A 12,774-nucleotide genomic window follows, 5' to 3' on the forward strand; every position below is an offset into this window, starting at 1 on the left:
CCTGGTAGCTCCGCTACAAGGACCTTCCGGCGCCTTGCGATCGCACGCACCGGACGCACCGGACGCCGCGAGCTGATCGGACTCCCTTTTCGTCCCCAGCTCTCACAGCTGCGAACACCGCAGGACCGTCCCGCGCGTTTGACGGACGCATCGGGCAACTCGCTTACCAGAACGTCTCGTTCGGATCTTCCTCCGGTCCGCACGCCGATCCGGACGTTCCCGGTTCACGGGGCTTCGCCCGCCGGCCGTGCCAGGTATGCGCGGTTGTCCTCGATGAGGCGGTCCAGCGCGGCCCTGGCGGCGGCGAGGCCGTCCATGGCCTCGGACAGCCGGGCCCGCTCGCGGCCCATGATCTCCAGTGCCTGCCGCGCCCTGTCCTCGGTCGGCTCGGACATGCAGGGCGCCATCTCGGCGATGGTGCCGCTGGACATGCCTGCTGCCAGGAACGCCTGCACGAGACGCACCCGCTGGACGTGCTCGTCCTCGTAGTGGCGCTGTCCGCTGGGCGAACGGGAGCTGACGAGCAGGCCCTGCTCCTCGTAGTAGCGCAGCGACCGGCGGCTGGCTCCCGTCCGGGCCGACAGTTCACCGATCCGCATGCCGAACTCCTCACGTTCCGCCGACTCACTTGCCCCTGACACTGATGTGAGCTTTTAGGTTAACTCCATGCTGAAACTCATCTTCATGATCAACCGCGTCGAGGGCATGCCGTACGAGCGTTTCGTCGAGTACCACCGGGACCGGCACGCGCCGCTGTTCACCTCCATCCCGGAGGCGGAGCGCTATGTGCGCAAGTACACCGTGTCCCACCCGGTCCCCGCCGAGAACTACCCGCCCCGGGCCTACGACGGCCTGACGGAGATCTGGTTCGAGAACTGGGAGGACCACGATGCCTTCTTCGCCTCCGAGAACTACCGGACACTGGTCAATCCCGACGAAGCGCGCTTCATCGACATGGACTCGGTGGCCGTGATGGTCACCGAGGAGAAGAAGGTCATCTGACGGACCGATGCGGCAGGCGGACGCCGACTCGGCTCTCATGGCCGGCCCCCGCGTACACGTCGGCGTCCGTGCCCGTCGCTTCGCCCGCATCTGCCCGGCAGGACGGCTGACAGTTCGAGCCCGGTCGCTCCGGCGGGCTCCCCTGCGTCGCGCGCTCGCTCTTCCTCCGCACCCGCCCGAGGGAACTCCGCATTCCCGCCCCCACTCGGACGACAACTCTGCGAAGATCCTCTTGAAGGCGGCCACCGATCACCGGGGCCGACCGACGAGAGGACATCCTCATGACGAGCAAGCCCACTGTGGCCGTCTTGGGCGCCGGCGGCGTCGGCGGCCTGCTGGCCGCCCTGCTGTCCCGCTCCGGCCACCGGGTCATCTGCCTGGTCCGCGAGGCCACGGCGCACACCCTGCGCGGCAGCGGGATCGAGGTCCGCAGCCGCCAGTTCGGCGGCTTCACCGCCGCCGTGGAGGCGGCCACCGAACTGTGCGAGCCGGTCGACACGTGCCTGATCACCGTCAAGCACACCACGTTGGACGCCGCGCTCACCCGAGTCCCGCGCGAGGTCCTCGGCGACGCCCTCGTCGTCCCCCTCTTGAACGGCGTCGAACACCCCGCGATCCTGCGCGCTCGCTACCGGCCCGACCGCGTGGCCCCCGGAGTGATCCGTGTGGAGTCCACCTGCCTGAGGCCCGACGGCGCGGGGCCCGTCGTGATCGAACACGACAGTCCGTTCGTCGAGATCGACCTGACCGCCGGGACGGCTCCCCGCCCCCGCATCGAAGCCTTGGCCGCGAACCTGACCGACGCGGGCACGACGGCCCGCGCGGTGGAAGACGAGAACGGAGCCCTGTGGGCCAAAATGGCCTTCCTCGCGCCCTTGGCCCTGCTCACCACCCGGTACAGGCTCCCCCTCGGCGAGGCCCGTGACCGCCACCGCGAGGAGCTGGAGAGCCTGGTCGCCGAGACAGTCGCGGTGAGCCGCGCGTGCGGTGCCCCCGCCGACCTCACCCAGACGCTGGCCCGGTACGACGCCTTCCCGCCCGCGATGAAATCCTCCATGCAGCGCGACGCCGAGGCGGGCCGGCCGCTGGAACTCGACGCCATCGGCGGGGCGTTGCTGCGCGCCGCCGACCGCCACCACGTGCCGGTGCCGGTGACGTCCCGCTTGGTGCGGGAGATAGGCGCCGCCCACCACTGAGAGTTGCGAACAGAAGGGGCGCCCGGCGGGCGGCGCCCGGCACGCGCCCTCGCCGCGTTGTCCGGAAGGCCCCCTGGTGGCTCCGCTGCAAGGACCTTCCGGCGTCTTGCGGCCGCACGCACCGGACACCGCCCGCCGCTCGGAACCCCCTTCTGTTCGCAGCTCTGAGGCCCGGCCGGGTGTGTCGGAGATCCCGCGCCGGTCACCGTCGCTCCACGTGGCGCGGTGGGCGATGTCCCGCCGTCGCCGGCCCGACGGTGCCTTTGGGAGATCTGGTGCCGGTGTCGTGAACCGAGGACTGTCAGGTGGATCTTCGGGCACGGGTTGAGCGGACATGGAAGACCCGGCCCGGGTCTGGTCCTTGACGTGAGGAGAGACGCATGAAGTCGTGGCGCAAGCGAACGACCTTCGGGCTTGCTGCCGTTGCCGCCGCGGTCGCGATTCCGCTGACGGCTGGTTCCGCCTCCGCCGCCAGTTGGCACGACATCGCCGGTGGACCCGAGATGTACCCCGACATGGCCGCGTGCCAGGCGGACATCCCCGAGGCGAAGAAGCACTACCAGGACGCCACCTGCGTCGACAACAACGGGCGTATCTCCCTCTGGGCGCTCTACTGATCCCGTAGCCGCCCGCGCTCACCGGGCTGCCGCCTCCCACAGGCACCGTCGGCCCACCGGGGAGCCCATGGCCTCGGTCTTCAGGACCTGCCGGCACGGGGGCGGAACACCGGCGGCCTCCGCGCCTGGCGCGGAGGCCGCCGGCAACGTCACCGAGCACCGGCTTGCCGGGCCGTGGCCCCGGTGGCTCGCCGATCACCGCCCCGGACACCGGGAGCCTGGCCGGCCGTGCCGCTGGGTCGCGGGCCCGGGTGATGTCGCTGGACTGATGCCGCCGGCCCGCCGCGAGGGGGCAACGCGGGGCGCCTGTGCCGACAGCACCGGTACGTGAACCGAGCGCGCACAGACTGCCGCCGAACCGCTGCTCGTCCCCGGCGGGGGAACCGTCCACCGGCCCGGCGCGGACTCAGGGTGCGGACGAATCCACCGTGGCGTCCGGCCGGGACGCGCGAGTGTGCCCGTCACGCGGTGGCACCCCCGGCTCGTTCGACCGCAGAGCCAGACGCGGCAGGAAGTAGCCGACGAGCGGTCCGATGCCGACGGCGTACACCGCCGTGCCGATTCCGGCGGTGCCACCCAGCAGCCACCCGACCACCAGGACCGACGCCTCCACGAGCGTGCGGGCGACGCGGACGGAGAGACCCAGCCGCGCCAGCCCCGTCATCAGCCCGTCGCGGGGGCCCGGCCCCCAGCCGGCCCCGACGTACAGCCCGGTGGCCACCGCTGTGCCGACGAGGCCGCCGACGAGGAAGAGCAGCCGGTACGGCCAGGGGTGCGGCGCGGGCAGCACCCGCAGGGCCTGGTCGAGAACGGGGCCGACGAGAACGGCGTTGGCGAGGGTACCGATGCCGGGCCGCTGCCGCAGGGGGAGCCAGAGGAGGAACACACCGGCCGAGACCAGGACGACGACCGCCCCGAGGGTCAGCCCGGTGGCACGGGCGATGCCCTGGGTGAGCACCGTCCACGGGTCCGTTCCCAGACCCGCCCGGACGAGCAGGGCCGTACTGCACCCGTAGAGAGCCAGGCCCCCCAGAAGCCGGGTGGCGCGCCGCGCGACCCGGTCCCCGGCCCACCTCATGAGGGACCGGCCAGCAGCACGGCGGCGGCGTCCGCGGCGTCGGCCACCGCCCGCGCTGCGGCCTGTGGTCCCTCGACGACCACGCGCCCGGCCACGCCGTCGATGAGCAGCAGCAACTGGGAGGCCAGGAGTTCGGGCGCTGCCGTCCCGGCCTGTGCGCACAGGGTGGTGAGCAGTTCCCGCAGCCACCGCTTCTCCTCCCGGACCGCCCGGCGTACGGGGTCCTGGGGATCGACCACCTCGGCCGCGGCGTTGAGGAAGGCGCAGCCCCGTCCGCCCTTCCTCTCGTACCGGTGTGCCAGCCACGAGAACACCGCCAGTGGCCGGTCGCCGGGATCGCTCACGCCGGCCAGCCACTCGTCCAGTTCCGCGGCAGCCTCGCTGTGCCGGTGCCGCAGTGCCGTGGCGGCCAGTTCGCTCTTGCCGGAGAAGTGGGCGTACAGCGTCGGTTTCGACACACCTGCCTCCTGCGCGACGGCGTCCACACCGGTGGCCCCGAAGCCCCGGTGGTAGAAGACGTCCTCCGCGCTCTCGATGAGCTGGTTCCTGGCACTCCTTCGCGGACTCATGAAACTTAACTTACCAGTAAGGCAAGTTTCAGTCGACACCGCCCCGAGGGGGCGACAGGGGTGGGCCCCTTGGCGGCAGCCCCTTGGGGGGGCGCCCGGGCCGCGCCGGGGAGGCACCCGGGCCGTGCCCGAGATGCCTGCGAAGCGATTACTTGGCTAGCCACGTAATCGATGCTACTTTTTATGTGGCTGGCCACGTAAGTTGGCCGGTGCGGCGTCCCACTTCGAGGAGAGCAGTCATGAAGGCCATCGTTTTCGACACGTTCGGCGGCACCGAGGTCCTGCACGAGACGGAGATCGACATCCCCCGGCCCGGGCCCGGCCAGGTCCGGGTGCGCGTCAAGGCGGTCGGCGTCAACCCGGTGGACGGCAAGATCCGCTCCGGCGGTATGGAGGCCATCTTCCCGACCACGCTGCCCGCCGTGCCCGGCGGCGAGATCGCCGGTGTGGTCGACGCCGTCGGCGAGGACGTCGACCACCTCAAGGCGGGGGACGAGGTGCTGGGCTGGTCCGACACCGGCTCCTACGCCCAGTACGCCCTGGCCTCCGCGGCCGTCCTCGCACCCAAGCCGGCCGGTCTGGACTGGATACACGCAGCCGCCCTGCCCGTGGCGAGCGACGGCGCCGAACGCGTCCTGGACCTGCTCGGCGTCACCTCCGGTGAGACGCTGCTGATCCACGGCGCCTCCGGCGCGCTCGGCACCATCGCCGTCCAACTGGCCGTCGCCCGCGGCGCCCGCGTCATCGGCACCGCCGGACCGGCCAACCAGGAGTACGTCACCTCCCTCGGCGCGACCGCACTGGTCTACGGCGGCAATCTGGTCGAGCGGGTCCGTGCGCTCGCCCCCGAAGGGGTGGACGCCGTCTTCGACGCCGCGGGCAAGGGCGCGCTGGAGGACTCCATCACTCTGCGCGGCGGCACGGACCGGATCGTCACCACCGCCGACTTCCGCGCCGCCGAACTCGGCGTCGTCTTCGCCGAGGGCCCCCAGCGCCGCTCCGCCGCCCGCCTCGCCGAGCTGGCCCGGCAGGCCGCCGACGGCACCCTGGTCACGACGATCAGCGCCACCTACCCGCTCGCCGAAGCGGCCAAAGCGCAGCAGGCCAGCGACGCCGGCCACAATCGCGGCAAGATCGTCCTGACCATCGACCAGTCCACCGGTCCACTTGCCGGGTGACGAGGGAGCAACCATGTCAGACCCCACCTCATCGGAGCTTCCGAACACGGCGGAAGCGGGACCGTTGAGCTACGCCGTCTTCCAGCTCGCCCGCACCCACCGCGCCCAAGCCGCCGCCATGCTGCGCGCCATGAACCTGCACCCGGGGCAGGAACTGCTGCTCATGCAGCTCTTCGACCGCGACGGCCGGACCCAGGCGGAACTGCTGGAGCGGGTCGGGCTCGACCACTCCACCGTTTCCAAGTCCCTGCGCCGTATGCAGGAGGCCGGGCTGCTCACCCGGGAGCCCGCCTCCCACGACCGGCGGGTCATGGTGGTCCACCTCACCGACGCCGGGCGCGCTCTCCAGGAGCCCATCGCCGACATGTGGCGCACCCTGGAACAGGCCTCCGTGCGCGACCTGACCCCCGATCAGATCCAGGCGTTCACCACCTGCGCGCGCATCATCGAGAAGTCGGTCAGGGACCACGGCCGGCAGCCGCCTGGCGAGTGAGCGGCACGGAGAGCCGGCTGGCTCACCGGCACCATCCGGATCCGGTGCGGAGCGGGGCTTGCTGGAGGGCAGTCCTCGCTCCGCACCGGCTCAGGAGCACATGCTTCAGCCCCGCCGTGATCGGCGGATCAGCGCGGCGTAGCGCGGCGGGACGCACGAACACGCACGCGGGGCCCCGGCGGCGGGCGCGGCTCCGTTCCCGGACCGGCGCGCGGGGAGGACTCGCAGGCCGGCGATGCGCAGATGTACCCCCCTTTTTTCTTCCGTCTTCGTGACAGCAGGGAGATCCTCATGACGAACGCATTCGCCCCGGTCGATGTGGCGGGCCGGTCGCTGGCCAACCGCATCGTGATGGCACCGATGACCCGCAGCCGGGCCTACGGGCCGGGCGCCACCGCGACCGACCTGATGGCGGCCTACTACAGCCAGCGGGCGAGCGCCGGCCTCATCGTCACCGAAGGCATACAGCCCTCGCCGGTCGGCCAGGGCTACCCCGACACCCCGGGCCTGCACTCGCCGGAGCAGGTGACCGCCTGGCGCAAGGTCACCGACGCCGTCCACGCCAAGGGCGGGGTGATCTTCGCGCAGCTGATGCACACCGGCCGCATCGGCCACCCCCGTCTCCTGCCCGCAGGTCTGCACCCCGTCGCGCCCTCACCCGTCGCCGCGAAGGGCCAGGTGTTCACCCACGAGGGGCCGTTGGACTTCGTCACCCCGCAGGAACTGGACGCCGACGGCATCGAGCGCACCGTCGCCGACTTCGCCGGCGCGGCACGCAACGCGATCGCCGCGGGTTTCGACGGGGTCGAGATACACGGCGCGAACGGCTACCTGCTCCACCAGTTCCTCGCCCCCAACACCAACCGGCGCGCGGACGGCTGGGGCGGTGATGCGGCAGGCCGGGTCCGGTTCCCCGTGGAGGTGGCCGCGGCCGTCGCGAAGGCGATCGGCGGCCATCGCACCGGCTTCCGCGTCTCGCCCGCCAACCCCTACAACGACATCGCCGAGCACGACGCGGCGGACGTGGAGAGCACCTACACCACGCTGGTCACCCGGCTCGGCGAGTTGAACCTGGCTTACCTGCACCTGATGGAAGGAGCCGACCGGGAACTGACCACACGTCTGCGCAAGCTCTGGCCCGCGACGTTCATCCTCAACCCGCTCACCCATCCTCAGCCCACCGGCCCGGACGCGCTCGCCCTCATCCAGGACGGCACCGCGGACATGATCGCCTTCGGGGCACTGTTCCTCGCCAACCCCGACCTGCCCGCCCGCCTGGCCGCCCAGGGCCCCTACAACACGCCGGACCCGGCCACCTTCTACGGCGGTGACCACCGCGGCTACACCGACTACCCGCACCTGTAGGACACGTCCTCACCGCGGGACGGACTCTCACGCCCCGCGGCTGACCCGCGGCATGATCCGCCGGACAGACCCTAGTCGTGGAAGGCCGTGGTCGACTCGAGCGGAGCCCGCTCGGTCCTCACCTGATTCACCGGCGCCGCCTCGTCGGCGTAGCCGAAGGAGATGCCGACGAGCAGCTTCCCCCCGGTGACGCCGAGTTCGGCGCGGACCGTGTCGGCGTAGAAGCTCAGCAGTCCCTGCGGGCAACTGTCCACGCCGTACGCGGTCATGGCCAGGAGCAGCGTCTGCAGATAGGCGCCGGCATCCGCGGCCAGCCGGGCCTCTCCGTCACCGTGGACGAAGAGGAAGGCCGCGTGCGGCGCGCCGTAGAAGCCCAGGCTCTCCGCGTCGTAGGCCGCACGGGCCGTGTGATCGTCGGGGCCGATGCCCAGCGCCCCGTACAGTTCGGCACCGAACGCCGCCCGGCGTGTCTGGTGCACCTGCGCGTACATCTTCTCGGAATACGGGAAGTCCACCGAGGTGCGCCGTTCGGCGTTTGCCCTCTGCAGGGCACCGGCCAGGCGCTGACGTGCCGCTCCGCTCACCACCTCCACCCGCCACGGTTGCGCGTTGGAGTTGGACGGCGCGGTGCCGGCCAGCGAGAAGATCCTGCGCATCGTGTCCTCGGGCACAGGCTCCGGGCGGAACGCGCGGGTCGCGTGACGGCCGCGTATCAGCTTCTCCGCGCAGCTGCTCAGTTCGGTCGGGACGGTCCTGCTCATGGGACTCCTTGATGACTTCGATGACCTGGAGGACGAAAGAGTTCATGTAAACGGTGGCGTTTACATGCGGGGCCACCTTAACGCGAGATGCCGACTTAAGTAAACGAGTGCGTATACTTCCTTCATGGACACGACCGCGAGTACGACGGCCACGGCATCCGGGCGGCGAGGGCGCGGCGGGCGGGAGCGCATTCTGGCTGCCGCCGCCCGGCTGTTCGCGACCCAGGGCATCAGCGCGACCGGCATGGAACAGGTCGCCGAGGAAGCGCCGGTGTCCAAGCGGACGCTCTACGCGCACTTCCGCACCAAGAACGACCTGGTCATCGCCCACTTGCAGGGCCTCGTACTGTCGGGGGCCACCCTGGAAGGCGTGCTGACCCGGGAGGACATCCCCCCGCGTGACCGGATCCGCGGGTTGTTCGACCTGCCGGCGGCGGACGCGGCCCCGGTGCGCGGGTGTCCGTTCATCGATGCCGCCGCGGAGTTCCCCGACCCCGAGAGCGCGGTGCACTCCTACGCCCGGGAGCAGAAGCTGCGCATGGTGCGGCTGATCGTCGCGGTGGTGACGGAGCTGGGCTGCCGTGAACCCCTGCCGCTCGCCGAGCAGCTGGCCATCCTCGCGGACGGGGCGGCCAGCCGTGCCATGGTGCTGGACGATCCGGACCACGGCCGGCACGCGTGGGCGGCGGCGGAAGTCCTCCTCGATCAGGCTCTGCGGGAGGAGAAGGGAAGGGGCTGACGAGGAAGACGTCCGGGCAGGCGCCGCCGGAAGGACTCGCCGGCCTCCGCCTCGGCCTGCTCCCGTCCTCTTGCGGAACCGTCTGGACGTCTCGCTCGGCAGCGCGCGGTGGACGCTGACCGTCGTGCCCGGTGAAGGCTCCGAAGTTCCTTGCGCAGCGATCAGGAAGTGACGTCCCGCGGTGCGAGGGGGCCCGGCCGGCCGTGGGGCCGAAGGCCGTCCATCAGGAGGTCGAGCAAGCGGCCCGCCCTGGCCTTGTGTCCGACCGGGGGGAACACGGTGAAGATGCCGATGAGCGAGGCGGCGACGTCGTCCGCGGTCACGTCGGAGCGGAGTTCCCCCGTTGCGCGACCGGCGTCGAGGATCGTGTCGATGGCCGTCAGCAGCTCGCTCCGGGTCCGTGCATGCGTGATCTCACCGGATTCGATCATCGCGAGCAGCGTGTCGAGCATACCGTTCTTGGTGGCGATCCAGTCCCCGAACAAGTCCATCCAGCGCCGCATCGCCGCAGGTGGGGACAGTTGGCCGAGCAGTTCGCGGGCGCCGGTCGTCAGCCGCACGACCTGATCCTGGTAGACCGCGTCCACGAGCGACTCCCGGGTCGGGAAGTGCCGGTAGAGAGTGGCGATGCCGACCCCTGCCTCGCGGGCGATCACGCGCATCGACGGCTCGGCGTCGGCCGACATGAAGACGCGCGTGGCCACGGCGAGCAGGTGATCGCGGTTGCGGACCGCGTCCGCCCGTGGTGCGCGGACTTCTGTCCCACTCGAAACGGAACGCGCTCCGTTTGTGCTACGGTCGTTCATGTAAACGGAGCATAGTCCGTTTTCTCGTACGGCAAGGAGAGGGGAGCCCCGTGCAGACCCGAAGCAGGCAACCGAGCGCAGGCGGCAGCAGGGCGGTCCGGCTCGATTCGTTCGGCGGCCCGGAGGTCCTGGATGTCCGCGAGGTCCCCGCGCCGCAGGCCGGCCCGGGGCAGGTCCGTGTGCGGGTCACGGCGGCCGGCCTCAACCCGATGGACTGGATCATGACCGCCGATGCGGACACCGCCGCCCGGTTCGGCCTGTCCCTGCCTGCCGGGTTCGGCACCGACTACGCGGGAGTGGTCGACCAGGTCGGTGACGGGGTGAGCGGCTTCGCGCCCGGTGACCGGGTGTTCGGGGGAGCCCTGTCCCGGGCGGTCGCCGACTTCGTGGTGGTCGACCCGGCCGCGGGGATCGCCGCGAACGAGGCCCACCACACACCCGACGGCGTCGACGACCGCACCGCCGCCACCCTCACGATCGCCGGCCGCACGGCGTCCGCCGCCCTCGCCGCGATCGGCCCCGGCCCGGACGACACCGTGCTGATCGGCGGCGCCGGGGGCGGGGTCGGGGTGTTCGCCGTCCAGCTGGCGCGGATCGCGGGAGCGCGCGTCATCGGGACGGGATCGGCGGAATCGGCCGGCCATCTGCGCGGCCTCGGAGCCGAACCGGTCGCCTACGGCGACGGCCTGGGCGACCGGGTCCGAGCCCTCGCTCCCGGCGGCGTCACCGCCGCCCTCGACCTGTACGGGACCGAGACAGTGCACCTCGCACGGGAACTCGGCGTCCCCGACAGCCGCATCTGCACCATCGCCGCACAGGTCGAGGGCGTGGCGGCGGGCAACGGCGCGAACGCGGCCCCCGGAGCCCTGGAAGAGATCGCCCGCCTGGTCGCCGCGGGCCGGCTGCGAGTGCCTCTCGCGGGGAGCTTCCCGATCGAGCAGATCCGCCGTGCGGCCGAGTTCCAGGCCGGCCGGCACGTGCGGGGCAAGGTCGTCATCGACCTCCAGGCCGAGTAGGACCCGGCGCCCCGCGACGATGAACGTGCTCCGGCTGCCGCCCGGGGCGTGTTTCGAAAGACCCGCCTGCCCCGCGGCGCCTGGCACGCGCGCTCGCCGCGTTGTCGGGATCGTCCGCGTACGCCCAGTACGAGGACGACCCTCCGCCTTGCGATCACACGCACCAGGCGCCGCGGGGCCCGCCCTCCCTTCGGGCGGACGGCGCCACTTTCGAAACACGCTCTGGGTGTCCCGTCCTCGGCCCCGGGGACAGCATGCGGCACGTGGCGCGCCGCGGCCCCGGACGCCGTGGGGTGTGCCGTACCGGTCACGCACGGGACGCGAGGTGCCGCCAGTCGTTCCATGTGTCGAGCCGCTTGCGGTAGGCCGCCTCGACCACCGGATAGGGGGAGGTGCCGAGGAAGAGCCGCAGGGGTGGTGCGTCGGTGTCGACGAGTTCGAGGATCGCGGCGGCGGTGCCCCGCGCGTCCTGGGGTCCGCGGGCGGACGCGCGGCCCGGCGCGCGGCCGGGAGCCCGTCCGAGGAGGCCCTGGCGCGTCTTCTGTGACGCGCCGGCCGTCTGCCGTCGGCTTCGGCCGGAGGTGACGGAGCGCTTCAGCCGGCGAGTTGAGCACGTCGGGCCGCCTCGTAGGGGCACGGCCCAGGAGTCCCCGCGAGCGACGATGAGTTCTGCGGCGTCCGGCGGTCCTACTGCCGAACCCGTCACCGAGGAGGGCTTCTGATGCGCAGCGTGACCTGTTCGATGAGCGTCTCACTCGACGGCTACATCGTGGGACCGGACGGCGACTTCAACTGGTCGGCGCCCGACGAAGAGGTGTTCCGCTTCTGGATCGACGAGATCCGGGAGGTCGGCGTCCACCTGTTGGGACGACGGCTGTACGAGACGATGCTGTACTGGGAGACCGCGGACCAGGACCCGTCCCTCGACGACTCCATGCTCGAGTGGGCCGCGCTCTGGAAGCCGCTGCCGAAGGTGGTGTTCTCCACCACGCTGTCCGCGGTGCAGGGCCATGCCCGCCTGGCTTCCGGCGCTCCGGCGGAGGAGATCGAGCGCTTGCGGGCCGAGCCGGGGGAGGGCGACATCGCGATCGGCGGCGCGACCCTCGCCGCCGAGGCGGCCGCATCGGGTCTGATCGACGAGTACCGGGTCATGGTCTACCCGGTGCTGGTCGGCGGGGGCATTCCGTTGTTCCCCAGGCACGAGCGCCGGGTGGATCTCGAACTCGTCGAGACCCGCACCTTCGGCTCAGGAGTCGTCTACCTCCGCCACCGCGTGGCGCGCTAGCCGGCTCGCGGCTCGTCCGCCGACCCTGGGAAGGACGAAGCGGTCGCACTCGATGCTCTCCGGCATCGGCGGCCAGGGCTCGTCCAGACCGTGGTCGAAGCCCTTGCGGACGGGGCAAGTTCGGCACCGCGCCGCACAGCGGGCACAGCCGTACAGTCGGCTGCTCCGCTGTGTCGAGCGGCAGCACCGGCGCCCGGGCCGGCGCCTCTTCGCGGTCGTCGGCGTGCACGACGCCGCCCCGGCCGGGACCGCGGCCGCCGTCCTTCGCCGGCACCCGGCCCGACGCTGCCGCGGACCCCGGGCCTCTTGGGCGGACAGGGGCGGCGTCACACCCCGCACGCGGACCGCGGCGGGCTCACCACCACCGGCTCACCGCTACCGGCTCACCGCCGCCGGGCTCACCGCCACCGGCTCACCGCCGCCGGGCTCACTGTCACCGGCTCACCGCCGTCGGGCTCACCGCCGGACGGCGCGCAGTCCGTCCAGGAGCAGCCGCAGTCCGAATTCGAAGTGTGCTGTGAAGTCCGTGCTGGTGAGCGCCGGCAGGGTGGCGGCGAGGTGTGGATACGTCCCGGCCTCCACCACCGCCTCGTGGAGGGTTCCCGCGTCGGTGGGTCCTCCGTCCTCGGGCCGGAGGGCGGCCTGTTCCTCCAGGGTGTGGCCGACGGT

The 12,774-nt window shown here is 71.8% G+C and carries 16 protein-coding genes; 9 read left to right on the forward strand and 7 right to left on the reverse strand.

The genetic code is table 11. From position 1 onward, the window contains the following. Nucleotides 1-224: 224 nt before the first annotated feature. The gene (locus tag ABZ719_RS35970; RefSeq protein ID WP_366729381.1) at nt 225-599 is read right to left on the reverse strand and encodes a MerR family transcriptional regulator; all 375 of its coding nucleotides are present in this window, start codon (nt 597-599) and stop codon (nt 225-227) included. A 67-nt stretch (nt 600-666) separates the two neighbouring features. On the opposite strand from ABZ719_RS35970, the gene ABZ719_RS35975 reads away from it, so the two are divergent. From ABZ719_RS35975 to ABZ719_RS35985, 3 genes are all read left to right on the forward strand, one after another. Further along, nucleotides 667-1,002: an EthD domain-containing protein gene (locus tag ABZ719_RS35975; RefSeq protein WP_366729382.1), complete on the forward strand. Its 336-nt coding sequence runs from the start codon at nt 667-669 to the stop codon at nt 1,000-1,002. Nucleotides 1,003-1,283: 281 nt separating this feature from the next. Continuing rightward, a complete protein-coding gene (locus tag ABZ719_RS35980) occupies nt 1,284-2,198 on the forward strand; it encodes a 2-dehydropantoate 2-reductase (RefSeq protein ID WP_366729383.1) in 915 nt (304 codons plus the stop codon). Nucleotides 2,199-2,578: 380 nt separating this feature from the next. Beyond that, a complete protein-coding gene (locus tag ABZ719_RS35985; RefSeq protein WP_366729384.1) occupies nt 2,579-2,815 on the forward strand; it encodes a hypothetical protein in 237 nt (78 codons plus the stop codon). Nucleotides 2,816-3,221: 406 nt separating this feature from the next. Here the strand turns inward: ABZ719_RS35985 and ABZ719_RS35990 are convergent, their stop codons facing one another. Both ABZ719_RS35990 and ABZ719_RS35995 read right to left on the reverse strand, forming a co-directional pair. Further along, on the reverse strand, nt 3,222-3,893 hold the full coding sequence (locus tag ABZ719_RS35990) for a hypothetical protein (protein WP_366729385.1): 672 nt from the start codon (nt 3,891-3,893) through the stop codon (nt 3,222-3,224). After that, nucleotides 3,890-4,462, reverse strand: coding sequence for a TetR/AcrR family transcriptional regulator (locus tag ABZ719_RS35995; protein WP_366729386.1), 573 nt, complete (start codon nt 4,460-4,462; stop codon nt 3,890-3,892). Before ABZ719_RS35995 ends, ABZ719_RS35990 begins: the two co-directional genes overlap by 4 nt. Before the next feature lie 239 nt (nt 4,463-4,701). Between ABZ719_RS35995 and ABZ719_RS36000 the strand changes: the two genes are divergently transcribed. The 3 genes from ABZ719_RS36000 (at nt 4,702) to ABZ719_RS36010 (ending at nt 7,498) form a co-directional block, all read left to right on the forward strand. Beyond that, on the forward strand, nt 4,702-5,640 hold the full coding sequence (locus ABZ719_RS36000; protein ID WP_366729387.1) for an NADP-dependent oxidoreductase: 939 nt from the start codon (nt 4,702-4,704) through the stop codon (nt 5,638-5,640). A gap of 13 nt (nt 5,641-5,653) precedes the next feature. Continuing rightward, nucleotides 5,654-6,133, forward strand: a complete 480-nt coding sequence (locus ABZ719_RS36005) for a MarR family winged helix-turn-helix transcriptional regulator (protein ID WP_366729388.1) — start codon at nt 5,654-5,656, stop codon at nt 6,131-6,133. A gap of 291 nt (nt 6,134-6,424) precedes the next feature. Further along, nucleotides 6,425-7,498, forward strand: a complete 1,074-nt coding sequence (locus ABZ719_RS36010; protein WP_366729389.1) for an alkene reductase — start codon at nt 6,425-6,427, stop codon at nt 7,496-7,498. A gap of 71 nt (nt 7,499-7,569) precedes the next feature. On the opposite strand, the gene ABZ719_RS36015 is transcribed toward ABZ719_RS36010, so the two are convergent. Further along, nucleotides 7,570-8,259, reverse strand: coding sequence for a nitroreductase family protein (locus ABZ719_RS36015; RefSeq protein WP_366729390.1), 690 nt, complete (start codon nt 8,257-8,259; stop codon nt 7,570-7,572). Nucleotides 8,260-8,383: 124 nt separating this feature from the next. Between ABZ719_RS36015 and ABZ719_RS36020 the strand changes: the two genes are divergently transcribed. Continuing rightward, a complete protein-coding gene (locus ABZ719_RS36020) occupies nt 8,384-8,998 on the forward strand; it encodes a TetR family transcriptional regulator (protein WP_366729391.1) in 615 nt (204 codons plus the stop codon). A gap of 161 nt (nt 8,999-9,159) precedes the next feature. On the opposite strand, the gene ABZ719_RS36025 is transcribed toward ABZ719_RS36020, so the two are convergent. Next, a complete protein-coding gene (locus tag ABZ719_RS36025) occupies nt 9,160-9,804 on the reverse strand; it encodes a TetR/AcrR family transcriptional regulator (protein ID WP_366729392.1) in 645 nt (214 codons plus the stop codon). 50 nt (nt 9,805-9,854) lie between these two features. On the opposite strand from ABZ719_RS36025, the gene ABZ719_RS36030 reads away from it, so the two are divergent. Beyond that, nucleotides 9,855-10,820, forward strand: coding sequence for an NADP-dependent oxidoreductase (locus tag ABZ719_RS36030; RefSeq protein WP_366729393.1), 966 nt, complete (start codon nt 9,855-9,857; stop codon nt 10,818-10,820). Nucleotides 10,821-11,127: 307 nt separating this feature from the next. Here ABZ719_RS36030 and ABZ719_RS36035 read toward each other — a convergent pair whose 3' ends face one another. Further along, complete coding sequence (locus ABZ719_RS36035) at nt 11,128-11,457, reverse strand: hypothetical protein (protein WP_366729394.1); 330 nt, start codon at nt 11,455-11,457, stop codon at nt 11,128-11,130. Between the two features lie 84 nt (nt 11,458-11,541). Between ABZ719_RS36035 and ABZ719_RS36040 the strand changes: the two genes are divergently transcribed. Next, nucleotides 11,542-12,105: a dihydrofolate reductase family protein gene (locus tag ABZ719_RS36040; RefSeq protein WP_366729395.1), complete on the forward strand. Its 564-nt coding sequence runs from the start codon at nt 11,542-11,544 to the stop codon at nt 12,103-12,105. A gap of 456 nt (nt 12,106-12,561) precedes the next feature. On the opposite strand, the gene ABZ719_RS36045 is transcribed toward ABZ719_RS36040, so the two are convergent. Further along, nucleotides 12,562-12,774, reverse strand: a 213-nt coding sequence (locus ABZ719_RS36045; RefSeq protein ID WP_366729396.1) for a TetR/AcrR family transcriptional regulator C-terminal domain-containing protein, incomplete at its 5' end; no start/stop codon positions are given.

This window comes from Streptomyces sp. NPDC006743 (genome assembly GCF_040703815.1).
In the GTDB taxonomy this organism is placed as follows: Bacteria; Actinomycetota; Actinomycetes; order Streptomycetales; family Streptomycetaceae; genus Streptomyces.

Coding starts and splice junctions, on each gene's coding strand:
- ABZ719_RS35970 (WP_366729381.1), bottom strand. CDS start 599: ATGCGGATCGGTGAACTGTCGGCCCGGACGGGAGCCAGCCGCCGGTCG.
- ABZ719_RS35975 (WP_366729382.1), top strand. CDS start 667: ATGCTGAAACTCATCTTCATGATCAACCGCGTCGAGGGCATGCCGTAC.
- ABZ719_RS35980 (WP_366729383.1), top strand. CDS start 1,284: ATGACGAGCAAGCCCACTGTGGCCGTCTTGGGCGCCGGCGGCGTCGGC.
- ABZ719_RS35985 (WP_366729384.1), top strand. CDS start 2,579: ATGAAGTCGTGGCGCAAGCGAACGACCTTCGGGCTTGCTGCCGTTGCC.
- ABZ719_RS35990 (WP_366729385.1), bottom strand. CDS start 3,893: ATGAGGTGGGCCGGGGACCGGGTCGCGCGGCGCGCCACCCGGCTTCTG.
- ABZ719_RS35995 (WP_366729386.1), bottom strand. CDS start 4,462: ATGAGTCCGCGAAGGAGTGCCAGGAACCAGCTCATCGAGAGCGCGGAG.
- ABZ719_RS36000 (WP_366729387.1), top strand. CDS start 4,702: ATGAAGGCCATCGTTTTCGACACGTTCGGCGGCACCGAGGTCCTGCAC.
- ABZ719_RS36005 (WP_366729388.1), top strand. CDS start 5,654: ATGTCAGACCCCACCTCATCGGAGCTTCCGAACACGGCGGAAGCGGGA.
- ABZ719_RS36010 (WP_366729389.1), top strand. CDS start 6,425: ATGACGAACGCATTCGCCCCGGTCGATGTGGCGGGCCGGTCGCTGGCC.
- ABZ719_RS36015 (WP_366729390.1), bottom strand. CDS start 8,259: ATGAGCAGGACCGTCCCGACCGAACTGAGCAGCTGCGCGGAGAAGCTG.
- ABZ719_RS36020 (WP_366729391.1), top strand. CDS start 8,384: ATGGACACGACCGCGAGTACGACGGCCACGGCATCCGGGCGGCGAGGG.
- ABZ719_RS36025 (WP_366729392.1), bottom strand. CDS start 9,804: ATGAACGACCGTAGCACAAACGGAGCGCGTTCCGTTTCGAGTGGGACA.
- ABZ719_RS36040 (WP_366729395.1), top strand. CDS start 11,542: ATGCGCAGCGTGACCTGTTCGATGAGCGTCTCACTCGACGGCTACATC.